This is a genomic window from Arhodomonas sp. SL1, from assembly GCF_052060015.1.
Classification (GTDB): domain Bacteria; phylum Pseudomonadota; class Gammaproteobacteria; order Nitrococcales; family Nitrococcaceae; genus Arhodomonas.
In genome coordinates, this window is the sequence record NZ_JBPODZ010000006.1 from 108,370 (window position 1) to 121,643 (window position 13,274).

Genomic DNA, 13,274 nt, shown 5'->3' on the forward strand with positions numbered 1-13,274 from the left:
CCGGGCCGGTGCGGGGAGGACGTACCATGACCCTGTCCCAGCGGGCGAGCTCCGGCACCCACCTGCGCGCGGAGGCGTTCACCGCCGACGAGGCCCTGGCCGCCGGCGAGGCCGAGGGCCTGCGCGAGCGCATCCGCACCCTGCTCGCCGAGCGCGACGCGGTGCTGGTAGCCCATTACTACACCGCCCCGGAGATCCAGGCCCTGGCCGACGAGACCGGCGGCCACGTCTCCGATTCCCTGGACATGGCCCGCTTCGGCGCGGAACACCCGGCCTCCACCCTGGTGGTGGCCGGGGTGCGCTTCATGGGCGAGACGGCGAAGATCCTCACCCCGGACAAGCGGGTGATCATGCCGGAGCTGGAGGCCACCTGCTCGCTGGACGAGGGCTGCCCGCCGGAGGCCTTCGCGGCCTTCTGCGACGAGCATCCGGAGCGCACGGTGGTGGTCTATGCGAACACCAGTGCCGCGGTGAAGGCGCGGGCGGACTGGGTGGTCACCTCCAGCATCGCGGTGGACGTCATCCGCCATCTGCACGAGCGTGGTGAGCCCGTTCTCTGGGGGCCGGACAAGCATCTCGGTGACTATATCCGCCGGGAGACCGGTGCCGACATGCTGCTCTGGGACGGCGCCTGCATCGTCCACGAGGAGTTCAAGGGCGCCGAGCTGGAGCGACTGCGGGCCCGCCATCCCGATGCCCGGGTGCTGGTCCACCCGGAGTCGCCCCGACCGGTGGTGGATCAGGCGGATGTGGTGGGCTCCACCTCCCAGCTCCTCGCCGCGCTGGAGGGCTCGCAGGCCCGGCGATTCATCGTCGCCACCGATAATGGGATCTTTCACAAGATGCGCGAGCTCGCCCCGGACAAGGAGCTCCTGGAGGCGCCGACCGCCGGGCGCGGCGCCAGCTGCCAGAGTTGCGCCCACTGTCCGTGGATGGCGATGAATGGGCTACGTAACCTCGCCGACGCCCTGGAGCGGCTGGATAACGAAATCCATGTGCCTCCAGAAGTCGCCGAGCGGGCGCGAGTCTCCGTCGGGCGTATGCTGGAATTCGGCCGTAGCCGCCGCCGGGAGGTCCTCGGTAACGGAGACGCCTGACCGCGGCGCCGCCACGCGGGCGTTGCCCTGCTAGACTTCAGGGTATTCCGCGGGTGATGGCTCGAGGGGAGGGAAGCATGGCAGGCGCATCGGAAGGGAGCGCCGTGGTCATCGGTGCAGGCCCCGGACTCGGGGCGGCGCTCGCGCGCCGCTTCGCCGAGGGCGGACTGAATGTGGCCATGGTCGCCCGCGATGGCGAAGGGCTCGCCGCCCGGGCCGCCGAATTGGAGGGCGAGGGTGTCCCGCGCATCCTGCCCTATCCCTGTGACGCCACCGATGAGGCCCAGGTGGTCGCCCTCTTTGACGCGGTCGCCACGGAACTGGGCCCGGTGCAGGCATTGATCTACAACGCGGGTACCTTCGAACCCGGCGGTATTCGCGACATCCGCACCGCCGAGTTCGAGCGCTGTTGGCGTATCGGCTGTCTCGGTGCCTTCGTTACCGCCCGCGAGGCCGCGCGCCACATGGTCGCTGCCCGGCAGGGCAGCATCCTGTTCACCGGTGCCACGGCAGCATGGCGCGGCGGGGCGGGGTTCGCCAATCTCGCGGTACCCAAGTTCGGCCTTCGGGCCTTGGCCCAGAGCCTGGCCCGCGAGCTCGGCCCCGAGGGGGTTCACGTGGCGCATGTGGTCATCGACGGGCGCATCCGCCCGCCAAGCACCGCGAGCGATGGGGATCCCGAGGCACGGATGCTCGATCCCGCCGCCATCGCCGAGAGCTACTGGCATCTCCATTGCCAGTCCCCCTCTGCCTGGACCCACGAGCTCGACCTACGGCCGTGGGTGGAGCCGTTCTGACCCGGGTGACGGCCAGCCGCCGGCCCTGTATGGTGACGGCATGCAAGCACTTCCCATTATTCAGGTGGATGCCTACACGGCGTCCGCCTTCGGTGGTGTCCCCTGCGGGGTGATCCTCGATGCCGATGACCTCGACGAGGCGGTGATGCAGCGTCTTGCCGGCGAGTTCGGCACCGAGGAGACCGTCTTCGTCACCGATTCCGAGGTGGCGGACTTCCAGGCCCGCTGCTTCACCGCTGACGAGGAGATCCCGCTGACCGGCCACCCCGCTATCGCGGTGGTCCATGGCCTGCTGGTGAAGGGGCGCCTCGGCGCGCGTCAGGATGTCCGGCGTCTGTGCCTGGACACCGTGGATGGGCTGCTGGAGATGGATGTCAGTGGGGCGGGTGACGAGCCACCGCTGATCTCCGTGACCCATCGGGCGCCGGATTTCTATGAGGCGCAGGATCCCGCCGAGGCGGCGGCCGCATTCCATCTGGAGACGCAGGATCTACGGCCCGGCGCGCCGGTGCAGACCGTGGACACCGGGACCCCTCACCTGATGGTGCCGGTGGCCGACGCGGAGGCGCTGCACCGGGCGCGGCTGGACCCGGAGCGTTTCTCCGCCTTGCGGCGCTTCGGTGGATTCGTGGGGGCGCACCTGTTCGTGCTCGAGGGGGCCAGCGAGGGTGGCGACGTGTTCTCCCGGCATTTCGGTGCCCGGCTGCACCATCCCGAGCGCCCGTTCACCGGCTCCGCCACCGGGGCAATGGGTAGCTATCTGTGGCGCCACGGGCTTATCGGCCAGTGTCGTTTTGTCGCCGAGCAGGGCCATTGGCTGGGGCGACCGGGACAGGCCGACGTCGAGGTCCTCGGGGATTCCGACGATATCCGCGGCGTGCGGGTGGCCGGCCATGCCGTTCAGGTGATGGAAGGACTGGTGCTGGTCCCCGAGCAATGACGGACACCATGGCCGGTGATGGCCACTGGCTGGTGGACGGGCCCGCCAGGGCGTCAGTGAGTGTGGTGCTGGCCCATGGCGCCGGTGCCCCGATGGACAGCCCTTTCATGGGCCGCATCGCCGAAGGGCTGGCAGCCGCCGGCCACCGGGTGGTGCGTTTCGAATTCCCCTACATGCAAAGACGTCGGGTCGATGGCCGCCGTAGGGGTCCGGACCGGCAGGCCGTGCTCCTGGGTGCCTTTCGGGACATGGTGGCGGCGGTGCGGCGCCGCTGGCCTGGCCCGGTGGTCATCGGCGGGAAGTCCATGGGCGGGCGGATGGCGAGCCTGGTGGCCGACGAGCTGGGCGTCACCGCCCTGGTGGTCTTCGGTTTTCCTTTCCATCCCCCCGGGCGGCCGGAGCGGTTGCGGACCACCCACCTGATGGGGCTCCACACCCCGGCGTTGATCCTACAGGGCGAGCGCGATCCGTTCGGCCGCCGGGATGAGGTCGAGGGTTACGGCCTGCCCGCGGGGATTGTGTTGGAGTGGCTGCCGGATGGTGATCACTCCTTCGTGCCGCGCCGGCGCAGCGGCGAGAGCGAGAGCGCCAACCTGGAGCGGGGTGTCGCCGCCACCGACGCCTTTCTGCGCCGGTGGGCAGCCGTCACCTACCAGCCACGACCCTAGCCATTGTGCAGAGGTGGCGTGAACTGGAGGCTCATGTCCCAGGGGAAGTAGATCCAGGTGTCCTGGGACACCTCGGTGACGAAGGTATCCACCACCTCGCAGCCTTCGGGCTTCGCATACACCGTCGCCATGTGGGCCCGCGGCAGCATTTCGCGCACCACCCGTGCGGTGCGCCCGGTATCCACCAGGTCATCGACGATCAGCACGCGTTCACCACCACCCTGACCCAGGTCCGCCACGGCCTCGGTGACCGGTTTCAGGATCTGTAGCTCCCCCTGGGTGTCGTAGTCGTGATAGGAAGCGACGCACACCGTTTCGATCAGGCGGATGTTGAGCTCCCGGGCCACGATGGCGGAGGGCACCAGCCCGCCCCGGGTGATACAGACCAGTGCCTCCCACTGGCCGACCCCGGAGAGTCGCCAGGCCAGGGCCCGGGCGTCCCGGTGGAGTTGGTCCCAGGATACCGGGAACGCCTTTTCCTGTGGATGCGGGGTCATGGGTGAGGCCGTCCTCAGCGTTGTTCGCAGCTGCCGTCGGGGGCGGCGTGGATTGCCTCGCCGGGGATCGCGGTGACCTCCTCGTAGTAGTCCCAGGCGGTGCGGCTGTCCAGGGGCGATTTGGCCTCCATCAGGAAGAAGTCGTGGACCATCAACCCGTCCTCGCGGACGTATCCATTGCGGGAGAAGGCGTCCTCGATGTCCATATCATCCAGGGTCCGGGCCACGGGTCCGGGCTCATCCGTGCCGGCGGAGGCCGCGGCGCGGAGATAGTTCAGCGTGGCCGAGAAGGTACCCGCATGAATCATGGTGGGCATGGCCCCGCTGCGCGCCTGGACCTCCAGCGCCAGTTCCCGGGAGGCCTCGTCGCGGTCCCAGTAGTACGGGGTGGCCAGCTGCAGTCCCTCGGCGACATACAGGCCGAGGTCTCGGACGTCGGTGATGAACATCAGTAGCGCCGCGAAGCGCCGCTCGCCGTCCATGAGTCCGAGCTCGTAGCCCTGGCGTATCGCCTTCTGGGTGTCCTCGCCGCCGCTGGCCAGGCCGATGACATCGGCTTGGGAGCGTCGTGCCTCGGTGAGCGGCTCGGTGAGGTCGGTGGTTTTGTACGCGTAGCGGGCGGCGCCGGCGACCTCGCCACCGGCCTGACGCACGAGCCCCGTGGCGGCGGATTCGATGGCCTGGCCGAAGGCGTAGTCGGCGGTGACGAAGAACCAGCTCTCGCCACCCTGGTCGACTACGGCGGAGACGACCGCATTCGCCAGGGCGAAGCTGTCAAAGCCCCAGTGGAAGGCAAGGGGGGAGCAGTGCTCGCCGTGCAGCGAGGAAGCCCCGCCGCCGGTGGGCATCACGATCACGCCCTGTTCGGTGGCGTAACGCTGCACCGGCACCGCGGTGTTGGAGCGCACCAAGTCGGTGATCATGTCGACGTTGTGCTCCTCCACCAGCTCCCGGGCCGCCTTGAGGGCCTGGTCGGAATCGCTGCCGTGATCCATCCCGATGATCCGGATGGGCGTGCCGTTGATCTCCCCGCCGAAGCGATCCGCGGCGACCTCGGCGGCGATGATGCTGAGCTGCCCGGCGTCACCGGCGGAGACACCGGAGAGATCCGTGAGCACCCCGATCCGGATCTCATCGTCGGAAAAACTCGCCGTCGCGCTCGCGCAGACCAGCAACGATACCAGCGCGGCCAATCCTCGTAGGCTAGCGGGCATGGGCGTCTCCTTCTGCTTGGTTCAGGCCCGGTTCCTCGTTCGAACGAAACTCTAGCATTTCGTTGCCGATGATGCGCGCCGTGGGTCGCGGATCAACCAGGCCGGGCCAGACTGCTGCAGTGGTATCCTGGGCAGTGGAGCCGAAACGGAGGCATGTGATGGGGGATGGGTCGCCACTGGTCCCGGCGGGGCCCGCGCGGGCCGAAATCGAGATCAAGAAGAGCCGGTTCATCGCCCACGCCGAGAAGGCCCCGACGCGGGAGGTGGCGCTCGCGGTGGTGGAACGGCTGCGTGGCGAGTTCCCCGATGCCCGGCACTGGTGCTGGGCCTATCTGGCCGGTGATCCCGAGGGCGCCGCTACAGCGGCGGTCAGCGACGATGGGGAACCCTCGGGTACCGCAGGCCGGCCGATCCTGGGGGTCATCCGGCACAAGGGCATCGCCGATGTGGTGGTGGTGGTGGTGCGCTATTTCGGCGGCGTGAAGCTCGGTGCCGGCGGTCTCACACGGGCCTATGCCGGGGCGACGGAGGCGGTGCTGGCGAAGCTGGCGCTGGTGCGCAATACGCCCCGCTCCCGGATCCGTATCGCTATGGATTTCGCCGATGAGCAGCCCCTGCGGCACTGGGCCGGCCAGCACGGTGCGGTGATCGAGGCAGTGGACTACGGTGACGGCGTCGAGATGGTCCTCGTGGTCCCGGATGACCGTTTGGAGGACCTGGAGGCCCTCTGCGCGGCCCGGGGCATGCGTTCCCGGCATACCGAAGCCATCACTGGGTAGCGTCCCCGCCGGCCTCCTCGCCCCATAGGCTTTCCAGACGCTGATCCCGGCCGCAGCGGTAGCGGTAGTACTTGTAGCGCAAGGGGTTCTTCCGGTAGTAGTCCTGGTGGTAGTCCTCGGCGGGGTAGAATGCCTCCGCCGTCTCAATGGGCGTGACCACCGACTGGTCGAAGCGGGTCTCCACGGCGTCCCGGCTGTCGCGGGCCAGGGCGCGTTGGTGGTCATCGTGCGCGAAGATCGCGGTACGGTAGGACGGGCCCCGGTCGCAGAACTGCCCGCCGTCGTCAAAGGGGTCGACGTTGCGCCAGAACACCTCCAGTAGGCGCTCGTAGCTGATCCGCTCCGGATCGTAGATGACCCGCACCGCCTCGTAATGCCCGGTTCCGCCGCCGGTGACCGCCTCGTAGGTGGGACGCTCCAGGTGGCCGCCGGTATAACCGGAGATGGTGGCCTCCACCCCCGTGAGGCGGTCGTAGGGGGGCTCCATGCACCAGAAGCAACCGCCGGCGAAGGTGGCGGCAGCGAGCCCCTGTTCGGGCGGATCCAGGGCGGGCTTGCCGTCTCCGGCCGCCGAGGCCGCCGTCGCGATGATCAATGCAACGACCAGTGTGGCCAGGCGTTTCATCCCGCGGCCCCCGTCTGCGGCCGGAATTCCAGGGCGAGACCGTTGATGCAGTAGCGCAACCCGGTGGGTGGCGGCCCATCCTCGAAGACGTGGCCCAGGTGGCCGCCGCAGCGGCTGCAGTGCACCTCGGTGCGGGTGCCGAGGAACAGGCTGCGGTCCTCGCGGGTGCCGACGGCGCCGTCAATGACGTCATAGAAGCTCGGCCAACCCGTGCCGCTGTCGTATTTGGTCTCCGAACGGAACAGGTCCTGGCCGCAGCCGGCGCAGGCATAGGTGCCGGTGCGCTTTTCTTCAAGCAGGGGGCTGCTGCCCGGTGGCTCGGTGTCCTCTTCGCGCAGCACGGCGTAGGCCTTGTCCCCCAGCCGTTGTCGCCACTCGGACTCGCTGAGTTGGAAAGGGAACCCCTCCGCGGCCCGGCTGCCCGGGAGAAGGCGAGCGAGGCCCAGTGACAGGACTGGCGTGGCCAGGAGCAGGGTCATGAGCCGACGGCGTCTCATACGCGCCTCCCGTGCAGTAGGGGAATCACTACCTATAGACCGCACCGGGATCGGTAACGTTCCCGTCGGCGGTGCGCCCTTCAACCGAGGATCAGGGCGTCGTCGTCGACCTCCTCGCCGCGCACCTTCTCGAACATGTGGAGCAGGTCCTCAACCTTCATGCCCCGCCGCTCGTCACCGCTGACGTCGAGCACCACCTCGCCCTCGTGGAGCATCACCGTCCGGTCGCCGTGATCCAGGGCCTGGCGCATGGAATGGGTCACCATCAGTGTGGTCAGCCCGGACTCGCCCACGAAGCGGTCGGTCAGGCCCATGACGAAGTTCGCGGTACGTGGGTCCAGCGCCGCCGTGTGCTCATCGAGCAACAGGATGCGCATGGGGTTCATGGTGGCCATGAGCAGGCTCACCGCCTGGCGCTGGCCGCCGGAGAGCAGCCCCATGCGGTCGTCGAGGCGATTCTCCAGCCCCAGGTTGAGCTCGGCGATGCGCCGCCGGAACTCCCCATGGCGCGCGCTGTTCACCGCCCGGCGCAGCCCCCGGCGATGGCCCCGGGCCACGGCGAGGGCGAGGTTCTCCTCGATGGAGAGGCTCTCGCAGGTGCCGGCCATGGGGTCCTGGAACACCCGTGCCACGAGCCCCGCCCGTTCCGCAGTACTCCGGCGCGTGACGTCATCGTCGCCGATGAGGACCCGGCCGCTGTCCACCGCGGCCTCCCCCGCCAGGACGTTGAGCATCGTGGACTTGCCGGCGCCGTTGGAGCCGATCACGGTGACGAACTCCCCGGTGGGGATCTCCAGATCCAGTCCGCGCAGCGCGTGGGTCTCGATGGCGGTACCCGGATTGAAGGTGACGTGAATGTCCTCTAGTCGGATCATCCCGGTTGCCCCCCCTTGCCCGTGGCCCGGGCCCGGGCCTGGCGTTGCATCGCCCGCCGGGTTCGCAGCCCGGGAAGCACCATGGCGATCACCACGAGCACGGCGGTAATCAGCTTGAGATCCTGGGCCTGGAGGCCGATGAACTCGGCGTTCAGGGCGAAGGCAACGGCGAAACGGTAGATGATCGAGCCGATTACCGCCCCGATCACCGCGCGCAGGATGGTCTTCGGCGGCAGGATGGCCTCGCCGAGGATAACCGCGGCCAGGCCGATGACGATGGTGCCGATGCCCATGGTGATGTCCGCGGCGCCCTGGATCTGGGCGAACAGCGCCCCGGCCAGCGCCACCAGTGCGTTGGACAGCGCGATGCCGAGCAGCGTCATCCGTCCGGTGTGGATGCCCTGGGCCGCCGCCATGCGGGGGTTGGCGCCGGTTGCCCGCATGCCCAGGCCCATCTCCGAGGCGAGGAAGCGGTTGACCAGGTACACCGCCGCGGCCAGCACCACCAGCAGCGCCGCCGGGGTAACCCAGTAGTAGGGTAGGGCGAGCCCGTCGAATACCGAGAAGATCGTGTTCTCCCCGAGCAGCGCGGTATTGGGCTTGCCCATAATGCGCAGGTTCACCGTATGCAGCGAGATCATGACCAGGATGCTCGCCAGCAGGTGCAGGATGCGCAGGCGCACGTTCAGCCAAGCCGTTACCAGCCCGGCGACGGCACCGGCGAAGAAGGCCATGACCGTGGCCAGCCAGGGGTTGAGCCCGGCGATGATGAGGGTCGCGGCGACGGCCGCCCCCAGGGGGAGGCTGCCGTCGACGGTGAGGTCGGGAAAGCTCAGGATCCGGAAGCTCAGGAACACGCCGATGGCGACCAGCCCGAAGAGCAGGCCGGTCTCCACCGCGCCGAGCAGGGCGATCAGGCTCACGTCGCCTTGCCGTCCTTACTCGACGATTTCGTCGGCGCGCTCGAGCACCTCGTCCGGGAAGGTCAGTCCCATCTCCGCGGCGGCCGCCGGGTTCAGGTGCACGAGGGTCTTGTCGACGAACTCCACCGGGATGTTGCCGGCGTCCTCGCCCTCGAGGATGCGGGCGACCATGGCGCCGGTCTGCTGGCCGACGTCGTAGTAGTTGAAGCCGATGCCGGCGGCGGCACCGCGGCTGACGATGGTGGTGTCGCCGGTGAACACCGGCACGTCGGATTCCATGGCCACCTTGGCCACCGACTCGAAGGCGCTGATCAGCGTGTTATCGGTGCCCACGTACATGGCGTCAACGTCGTCCACCAGGGAGCGGGCCGCCGCCAGCACATCCGCTGTCGACGGCGCCGATGCGGTGCGTACCTCGATGCCGTGCTCCGGCGCGGCGGCCTCGATCGCCTCAACCAGAACCGCGGCATTGGCCTCGCCGGGATTGTAAGGCACGCCGAGGGTCTTGAGCCCTGGCATCACCTCCTTGATGAAGCGCAGGTGTGCGTCAACCGGCGTCATATCGGAAACGCCGGTGACGTTGCCGCCCGGGTTATCCAGGGAGTCCACCAGCTTGGCGTCCACCGGATCGGTTACCGCGGAAAACACCACGGGGATACTCCCCCGCGCCGCCGATACCGCCGCCTGGGCCGACGGGGTCGCGATGGCGACGATCACATCCGGGGCCGCGCCCGCATACTTGCGGGCGATCTGACCGGCGATGCCCACGTCCCCCTGGGCGGTCTGGAACTCCCAGTCCAGATTCTCCCCCTCCTGGTAGCCGCGCTCGTTGAGCGCGTCGAGGGTGCCGTCCCGCACGGCGTCAAGGGCCGGATGCTCGACGATGGAGGTGACCTTGACGGTGGCCGTCTCGGCCACGGCCGCGCCACTGCTCCCGAGCAGCGCGAGCGCGCCGGCCACGGCAGTGGTGCGAAGCAGCGTAGGAATGTTCATGGACCTCTCCCCTTCAATAATCCGTTGTCGGACCGTATCTCGGCCCCCGCATTCTGCCGCAAAGCCCCCCGAGGGAAAATACGGCCGTGGCGCCGCCGGGGCCGCCCACAAAAAAGCCCGGGGCGCGGCACGCCCCGGGCCCTGGCGGCAACGGCCGCGATTGATTACTCGATATCCTCGTAGAGGCCGAGCACCAGGTCGAGCAGCTCCTGGCCGCGCGGGCCAATCTCATCGACGAAGACCTCGCGGACCGGCTTGGCCAGCTCGCGGAACTGGTCGCGCTGCTCCGCGTTCAGGCGAACGATCTCGATGTCGCTGTTCTCGGTGATGATGTCCAGGCGCTTGTCGTTGAGCTCCTGCTGGACATCGTGGATGTAGCGCACCAGCTCATCCGCGGTTTCGTTGATCATCGCCTGGCGATCCTCGGAGAGGCCCTGATACCAGTCGTAGTTCGTCATCGCGGTGGCGACGAACTGTGCCTGGTTGGCGAAGATCATGTAGTCCTGGACCTCGTAGAAGTTCATTTCCTCGTGGGCGAACACCGGCTGGATGTTGCCCTCCGCCTGGCCCTGCTGCAGGGCGCTGTAGAGCTCGCCGTATTCGATGGTCGTCGGCTGGGCGCCATAGGCGCGATAGGTCTCAAGCAGCAGGCGGTTGTCCATCACCCGGATCTGCAGCCCCTCCATGTCCTCGGGGGTACGGATGGGCTTGTTTGCCGTCCATACCTGGAAGCCCTCGGGCACGATGCCGATGGGGTGCAGGCCGCGGTCCTGGAAGGCCGATTGCCAGGCGTCGCTCTCCAGGAACTCGGGGGAGTTCAGCTGTTTCGTGGTCAGCCATTCGTCCTCGGGGAGGATGAAGTTCAGGCTGAACAGCTGGCTCTCGGGGACCGTGCCACCGAGGAAGCCGGAACCGAAGGCCAGCTGGATGGCCCCGCCCTGGACGGCGTCGTAGATGTCGGTGAGGCCGCCGAGGCTGCCGTAGGGATAGAGCTCTACGGTGACGTCACCGTCGGTCTTCTCTTCGATCAGGCGCTTGAACTCCGCGGCGTACTCGTACTGGACGCTGCCCTCGATCTCCTCGAGGCCGAAGCGCCAGATCTCCGCGCTCGCCGCCGTTGCGGAGACGGCGAGACCGATGCCCGCTGCGATGGACAGTGACTTGCGAAACCACATAAACAGTTCCTCCTTTTGACCGTTGTCGTTCGTGGTTGATGGTCACTGGTAACAGTAACACAGGGTTTCGCCCCGTCCAGGCGAGTAGGCAAATCGCCGATCTTGGTTTATCGTCAGTTGGAGATAAGGCGAAGAAACCAGTGTCTGCGCGGGGTAGACGGTATGGCGGGAGTGGATGAGGGAACGGCGCGCGCCGGCAGTTCGAATCCTCTGGTACGCGTGCTCGCATGGCTCGACTGGCTGCTCGGGGTCGTCGAACGGCTGGTGGTGGGCGGCGGGGTACTGTTGATGGCCGCGATCATGTGCGGCCACGTGATCGGGCGGCTGTTCTTCGGCCAGGGGATCCCGGGGAGCAGCGAGCTCACCGCCTTGCTGATCATCGTCATCACCTTCATCGGCATCAGCTACGCCGCCCGTAACGCCCGCCACATCAGCATGTCCGCCCTCTACGACCAGCTCACCGGTACCGCGCGCAAGGCGTTGCTGGTGGTGATCTGCCTGGGTACCGGCGCGTTGATGTTCTACTTTGCGTGGAAGTCCTATGAGTACACCGCGTCCATCTACGATCGCGGCCGGACGAGCTCGGCATTGGGCATCCCCTTGTGGATGGTCTATCTCACCGCGCCCCTCGGTTTCACCCTGGCCGGCGTGCAGTACTGGCTTACCGCGATCCGGAATCTGATCAGCCGGGACCTGTACCGCTCGTTTACCGAGAAGGAGCAGTACGCCGAGGTCCCGGAAGAGGGCAATGGTGGCGAGGAGGCCGCTGCCGGCAACAACAACAGCGTCTGATACGGCGCGGATGTCGAAACGAGGACAGGGGAGCGGGGCATGCTGACCGGATTGTTTTTGATCATGATCGTGCTACTGCTACTGGGGTTCCCGATGATGGTTCCCCTCGCGGCGGGCACTTTTTATATGATGCTCACCGGCATGACCTTCTTCGGCCCGGAGCAGGGCATCAGCTGGATGATCTCCGGCATCGGGACCTGGGTGCTCGCCGCGGTGCCGATGTTCATCTTCGCCGCCGACGTCATGACCAAGGGGCATACCGCCAACCGGCTGCTGGATCTGGTCTCCGCGTTCGCAGGCCACCTCCGTGGCGGCTTGCCCATCACCACGGCGGCGAGTTGCGCGGTCTTCGGTGCGGTATCCGGTTCCACCCAGGCCACGGTGGTGGCGATGGGCGGGCCCATGCGGCCGCGACTGCTGGAGAAGGGCTATCCGGACAGCTTCGCGCTGGCGTTGATCATCAACTCCAGTGACATCGCCCTGCTGATCCCGCCGAGCATTGGCTTCATCGTCTACGGCGTGATCATGCCGGGCGCCTCCATCGGGGATCTGTTCATTGCCGGCATCATCCCCGGGCTCATGATCCTGTTCATGTTCTCCCTGTACTGCTATATCGGCTCGCGGATCAAGGGCATCGAGCCGGAGCCGAAAAGTTCCTGGCGCCAGCGGCTCACCGCGATGAAGCAGGCGCTGCTGCCGCTCGGCTTTCCACTGATCGTGGTGGGCGGCATCTACGGCGGTTTCTTCAGTCCGGTGGAGGCGTCCGCGGTGGCGGTGGCCTATGCCGTGCTCCTGGAGGTGATCATTTTCCGCCAGGTCTCCATCCGCGACCTCTGGGGGCTTGCCCTGTCCACCGGCATGATCACCGCGGTGGTGTTCATCCTGGTGGCCATCGGCGCGGCGTTCTCCCAGACCCTGGCCACCGCGGGCATTCCAGAACAGCTGCTCGGCCCAGCGGTGGAGAGCATCGGTACCAATCAGATTGCCGCCCTGGCGTTGATCGCCGTGGCCTTTTTCGTGGGTTGCATGTTCGTGGATCCCATCGTGGTGATCCTGATCCTGGTGCCCATCTTCAAGCCGCTGATCGATTCGGCGGGGCTGGATCCCGTGCACGTCGGCGTGATCGTGACCCTGCAGGCGGCGATCGGCTCGGCGACGCCGCCATTCGGCTGTGACATCTTCACCGCCATGGCGGTGTTCCGGCGGCCCTACTTCGACATCATCCGCGGCACGCCGCCGTTCATCCTCATCCTGCTGCTGGCCACGGTGTTGCTGATCGTCTTCCCGCAGATCTCGCTGTGGCTGCCCTCGCTGGGGGCCCAGTAGGAGCGGGCCCCGCCCGCGAGGGGCTGGGCGGGCGTTCGCCTGCAGGCAGGCTCCTACGCGGGGGCTGTCGCTGGCA

Annotated in this window: 15 protein-coding genes; 7 read left to right on the top strand and 8 right to left on the bottom strand. The window is 67.7% G+C overall.

Annotation, left to right across the window (positions count from 1 at the left end; translation table 11 throughout):
* The first annotated feature begins 26 nt into the window (after positions 1-26).
* From nadA to ACQ754_RS10370, 4 genes are all read left to right on the top strand, one after another.
* Positions 27-1,097, top strand: a complete 1,071-nt coding sequence (gene nadA / locus ACQ754_RS10355; RefSeq protein ID WP_440996951.1) for a quinolinate synthase NadA — start codon at positions 27-29, stop codon at positions 1,095-1,097.
* Positions 1,098-1,174: 77 nt separating this feature from the next.
* Positions 1,175-1,894, top strand: a complete 720-nt coding sequence (locus tag ACQ754_RS10360; RefSeq protein ID WP_440996952.1) for an SDR family NAD(P)-dependent oxidoreductase — start codon at positions 1,175-1,177, stop codon at positions 1,892-1,894.
* A gap of 40 nt (positions 1,895-1,934) precedes the next feature.
* A complete protein-coding gene (locus tag ACQ754_RS10365; RefSeq protein WP_440996953.1) occupies positions 1,935-2,834 on the top strand; it encodes a PhzF family phenazine biosynthesis protein in 900 nt (299 codons plus the stop codon).
* The gene (locus ACQ754_RS10370) at positions 2,831-3,502 is read left to right on the top strand and encodes an alpha/beta family hydrolase (protein ID WP_440996954.1); all 672 of its coding nucleotides are present in this window, start codon (positions 2,831-2,833) and stop codon (positions 3,500-3,502) included. The genes ACQ754_RS10365 and ACQ754_RS10370 overlap by 4 nt, the downstream gene beginning before the upstream one ends.
* On the opposite strand, the gene gpt is transcribed toward ACQ754_RS10370, so the two are convergent.
* Complete coding sequence (gene gpt, locus ACQ754_RS10375; protein ID WP_440996955.1) at positions 3,499-3,999, bottom strand: xanthine phosphoribosyltransferase; 501 nt, start codon at positions 3,997-3,999, stop codon at positions 3,499-3,501. The genes ACQ754_RS10370 and gpt overlap by 4 nt on opposite strands.
* Before the next feature lie 14 nt (positions 4,000-4,013).
* Positions 4,014-5,213: an ABC transporter substrate-binding protein gene (locus ACQ754_RS10380; protein ID WP_440996956.1), complete on the bottom strand. Its 1,200-nt coding sequence runs from the start codon at positions 5,211-5,213 to the stop codon at positions 4,014-4,016.
* A gap of 158 nt (positions 5,214-5,371) precedes the next feature.
* On the opposite strand from ACQ754_RS10380, the gene ACQ754_RS10385 reads away from it, so the two are divergent.
* Entirely contained in the window at positions 5,372-5,992 is a 621-nt protein-coding gene (locus tag ACQ754_RS10385; RefSeq protein WP_440996957.1) for an IMPACT family protein, read from the top strand.
* Here ACQ754_RS10385 and msrA read toward each other — a convergent pair.
* From msrA to ACQ754_RS10415, 6 genes are all read right to left on the bottom strand, one after another.
* Positions 5,982-6,617 (bottom strand): peptide-methionine (S)-S-oxide reductase MsrA, encoded by a 636-nt coding sequence (gene msrA / locus ACQ754_RS10390; RefSeq protein WP_440996958.1) that lies wholly within the window; start codon positions 6,615-6,617, stop codon positions 5,982-5,984. The genes ACQ754_RS10385 and msrA overlap by 11 nt on opposite strands.
* The gene (gene msrB / locus ACQ754_RS10395; protein WP_440996959.1) at positions 6,614-7,114 is read right to left on the bottom strand and encodes a peptide-methionine (R)-S-oxide reductase MsrB; all 501 of its coding nucleotides are present in this window, start codon (positions 7,112-7,114) and stop codon (positions 6,614-6,616) included. Before msrB ends, msrA begins: the two co-directional genes overlap by 4 nt.
* Positions 7,115-7,194: 80 nt before the next feature.
* Positions 7,195-7,989 (bottom strand): ABC transporter ATP-binding protein, encoded by a 795-nt coding sequence (locus tag ACQ754_RS10400; RefSeq protein ID WP_440996960.1) that lies wholly within the window; start codon positions 7,987-7,989, stop codon positions 7,195-7,197.
* Positions 7,986-8,912, bottom strand: coding sequence for an ABC transporter permease (locus ACQ754_RS10405; RefSeq protein WP_440996961.1), 927 nt, complete (start codon positions 8,910-8,912; stop codon positions 7,986-7,988). Before ACQ754_RS10405 ends, ACQ754_RS10400 begins: the two co-directional genes overlap by 4 nt.
* A 15-nt stretch (positions 8,913-8,927) precedes the next feature.
* The gene (locus ACQ754_RS10410; RefSeq protein ID WP_440996962.1) at positions 8,928-9,905 is read right to left on the bottom strand and encodes an ABC transporter substrate-binding protein; all 978 of its coding nucleotides are present in this window, start codon (positions 9,903-9,905) and stop codon (positions 8,928-8,930) included.
* Positions 9,906-10,069: 164 nt separating this feature from the next.
* Complete coding sequence (locus ACQ754_RS10415) at positions 10,070-11,080, bottom strand: TRAP transporter substrate-binding protein (RefSeq protein WP_440996963.1); 1,011 nt, start codon at positions 11,078-11,080, stop codon at positions 10,070-10,072.
* A 162-nt stretch (positions 11,081-11,242) separates the two neighbouring features.
* Here ACQ754_RS10415 and ACQ754_RS10420 point away from each other — a divergent pair, with 162 nt between their 5' ends.
* Together ACQ754_RS10420 and ACQ754_RS10425 are read left to right on the top strand one after the other, a co-directional pair.
* Positions 11,243-11,872, top strand: a complete 630-nt coding sequence (locus ACQ754_RS10420) for a TRAP transporter small permease (RefSeq protein ID WP_440996964.1) — start codon at positions 11,243-11,245, stop codon at positions 11,870-11,872.
* Between the two features lie 39 nt (positions 11,873-11,911).
* Positions 11,912-13,198, top strand: coding sequence for a TRAP transporter large permease (locus ACQ754_RS10425; RefSeq protein ID WP_440996965.1), 1,287 nt, complete (start codon positions 11,912-11,914; stop codon positions 13,196-13,198).
* The last annotated feature ends 76 nt before the right edge of the window (positions 13,199-13,274 follow it).

Excerpts from the sequence above, each read along its gene's own strand:
- ACQ754_RS10380 (WP_440996956.1), bottom strand. The coding sequence starts at position 5,213 with ATGCCCGCTAGCCTACGAGGATTGGCCGCGCTGGTATCGTTGCTGGTC.
- nadA (WP_440996951.1), top strand. The coding sequence starts at position 27 with ATGACCCTGTCCCAGCGGGCGAGCTCCGGCACCCACCTGCGCGCGGAG.
- ACQ754_RS10385 (WP_440996957.1), top strand. The coding sequence starts at position 5,372 with ATGGGGGATGGGTCGCCACTGGTCCCGGCGGGGCCCGCGCGGGCCGAA.
- msrA (WP_440996958.1), bottom strand. The coding sequence starts at position 6,617 with ATGAAACGCCTGGCCACACTGGTCGTTGCATTGATCATCGCGACGGCG.
- ACQ754_RS10415 (WP_440996963.1), bottom strand. The coding sequence starts at position 11,080 with ATGTGGTTTCGCAAGTCACTGTCCATCGCAGCGGGCATCGGTCTCGCC.
- ACQ754_RS10425 (WP_440996965.1), top strand. The coding sequence starts at position 11,912 with ATGCTGACCGGATTGTTTTTGATCATGATCGTGCTACTGCTACTGGGG.
- ACQ754_RS10410 (WP_440996962.1), bottom strand. The coding sequence starts at position 9,905 with ATGAACATTCCTACGCTGCTTCGCACCACTGCCGTGGCCGGCGCGCTC.
- ACQ754_RS10370 (WP_440996954.1), top strand. The coding sequence starts at position 2,831 with ATGACGGACACCATGGCCGGTGATGGCCACTGGCTGGTGGACGGGCCC.
- msrB (WP_440996959.1), bottom strand. The coding sequence starts at position 7,114 with ATGAGACGCCGTCGGCTCATGACCCTGCTCCTGGCCACGCCAGTCCTG.
- ACQ754_RS10360 (WP_440996952.1), top strand. The coding sequence starts at position 1,175 with ATGGCAGGCGCATCGGAAGGGAGCGCCGTGGTCATCGGTGCAGGCCCC.
- ACQ754_RS10420 (WP_440996964.1), top strand. The coding sequence starts at position 11,243 with ATGGCGGGAGTGGATGAGGGAACGGCGCGCGCCGGCAGTTCGAATCCT.
- ACQ754_RS10365 (WP_440996953.1), top strand. The coding sequence starts at position 1,935 with ATGCAAGCACTTCCCATTATTCAGGTGGATGCCTACACGGCGTCCGCC.
- ACQ754_RS10400 (WP_440996960.1), bottom strand. The coding sequence starts at position 7,989 with ATGATCCGACTAGAGGACATTCACGTCACCTTCAATCCGGGTACCGCC.
- gpt (WP_440996955.1), bottom strand. The coding sequence starts at position 3,999 with ATGACCCCGCATCCACAGGAAAAGGCGTTCCCGGTATCCTGGGACCAA.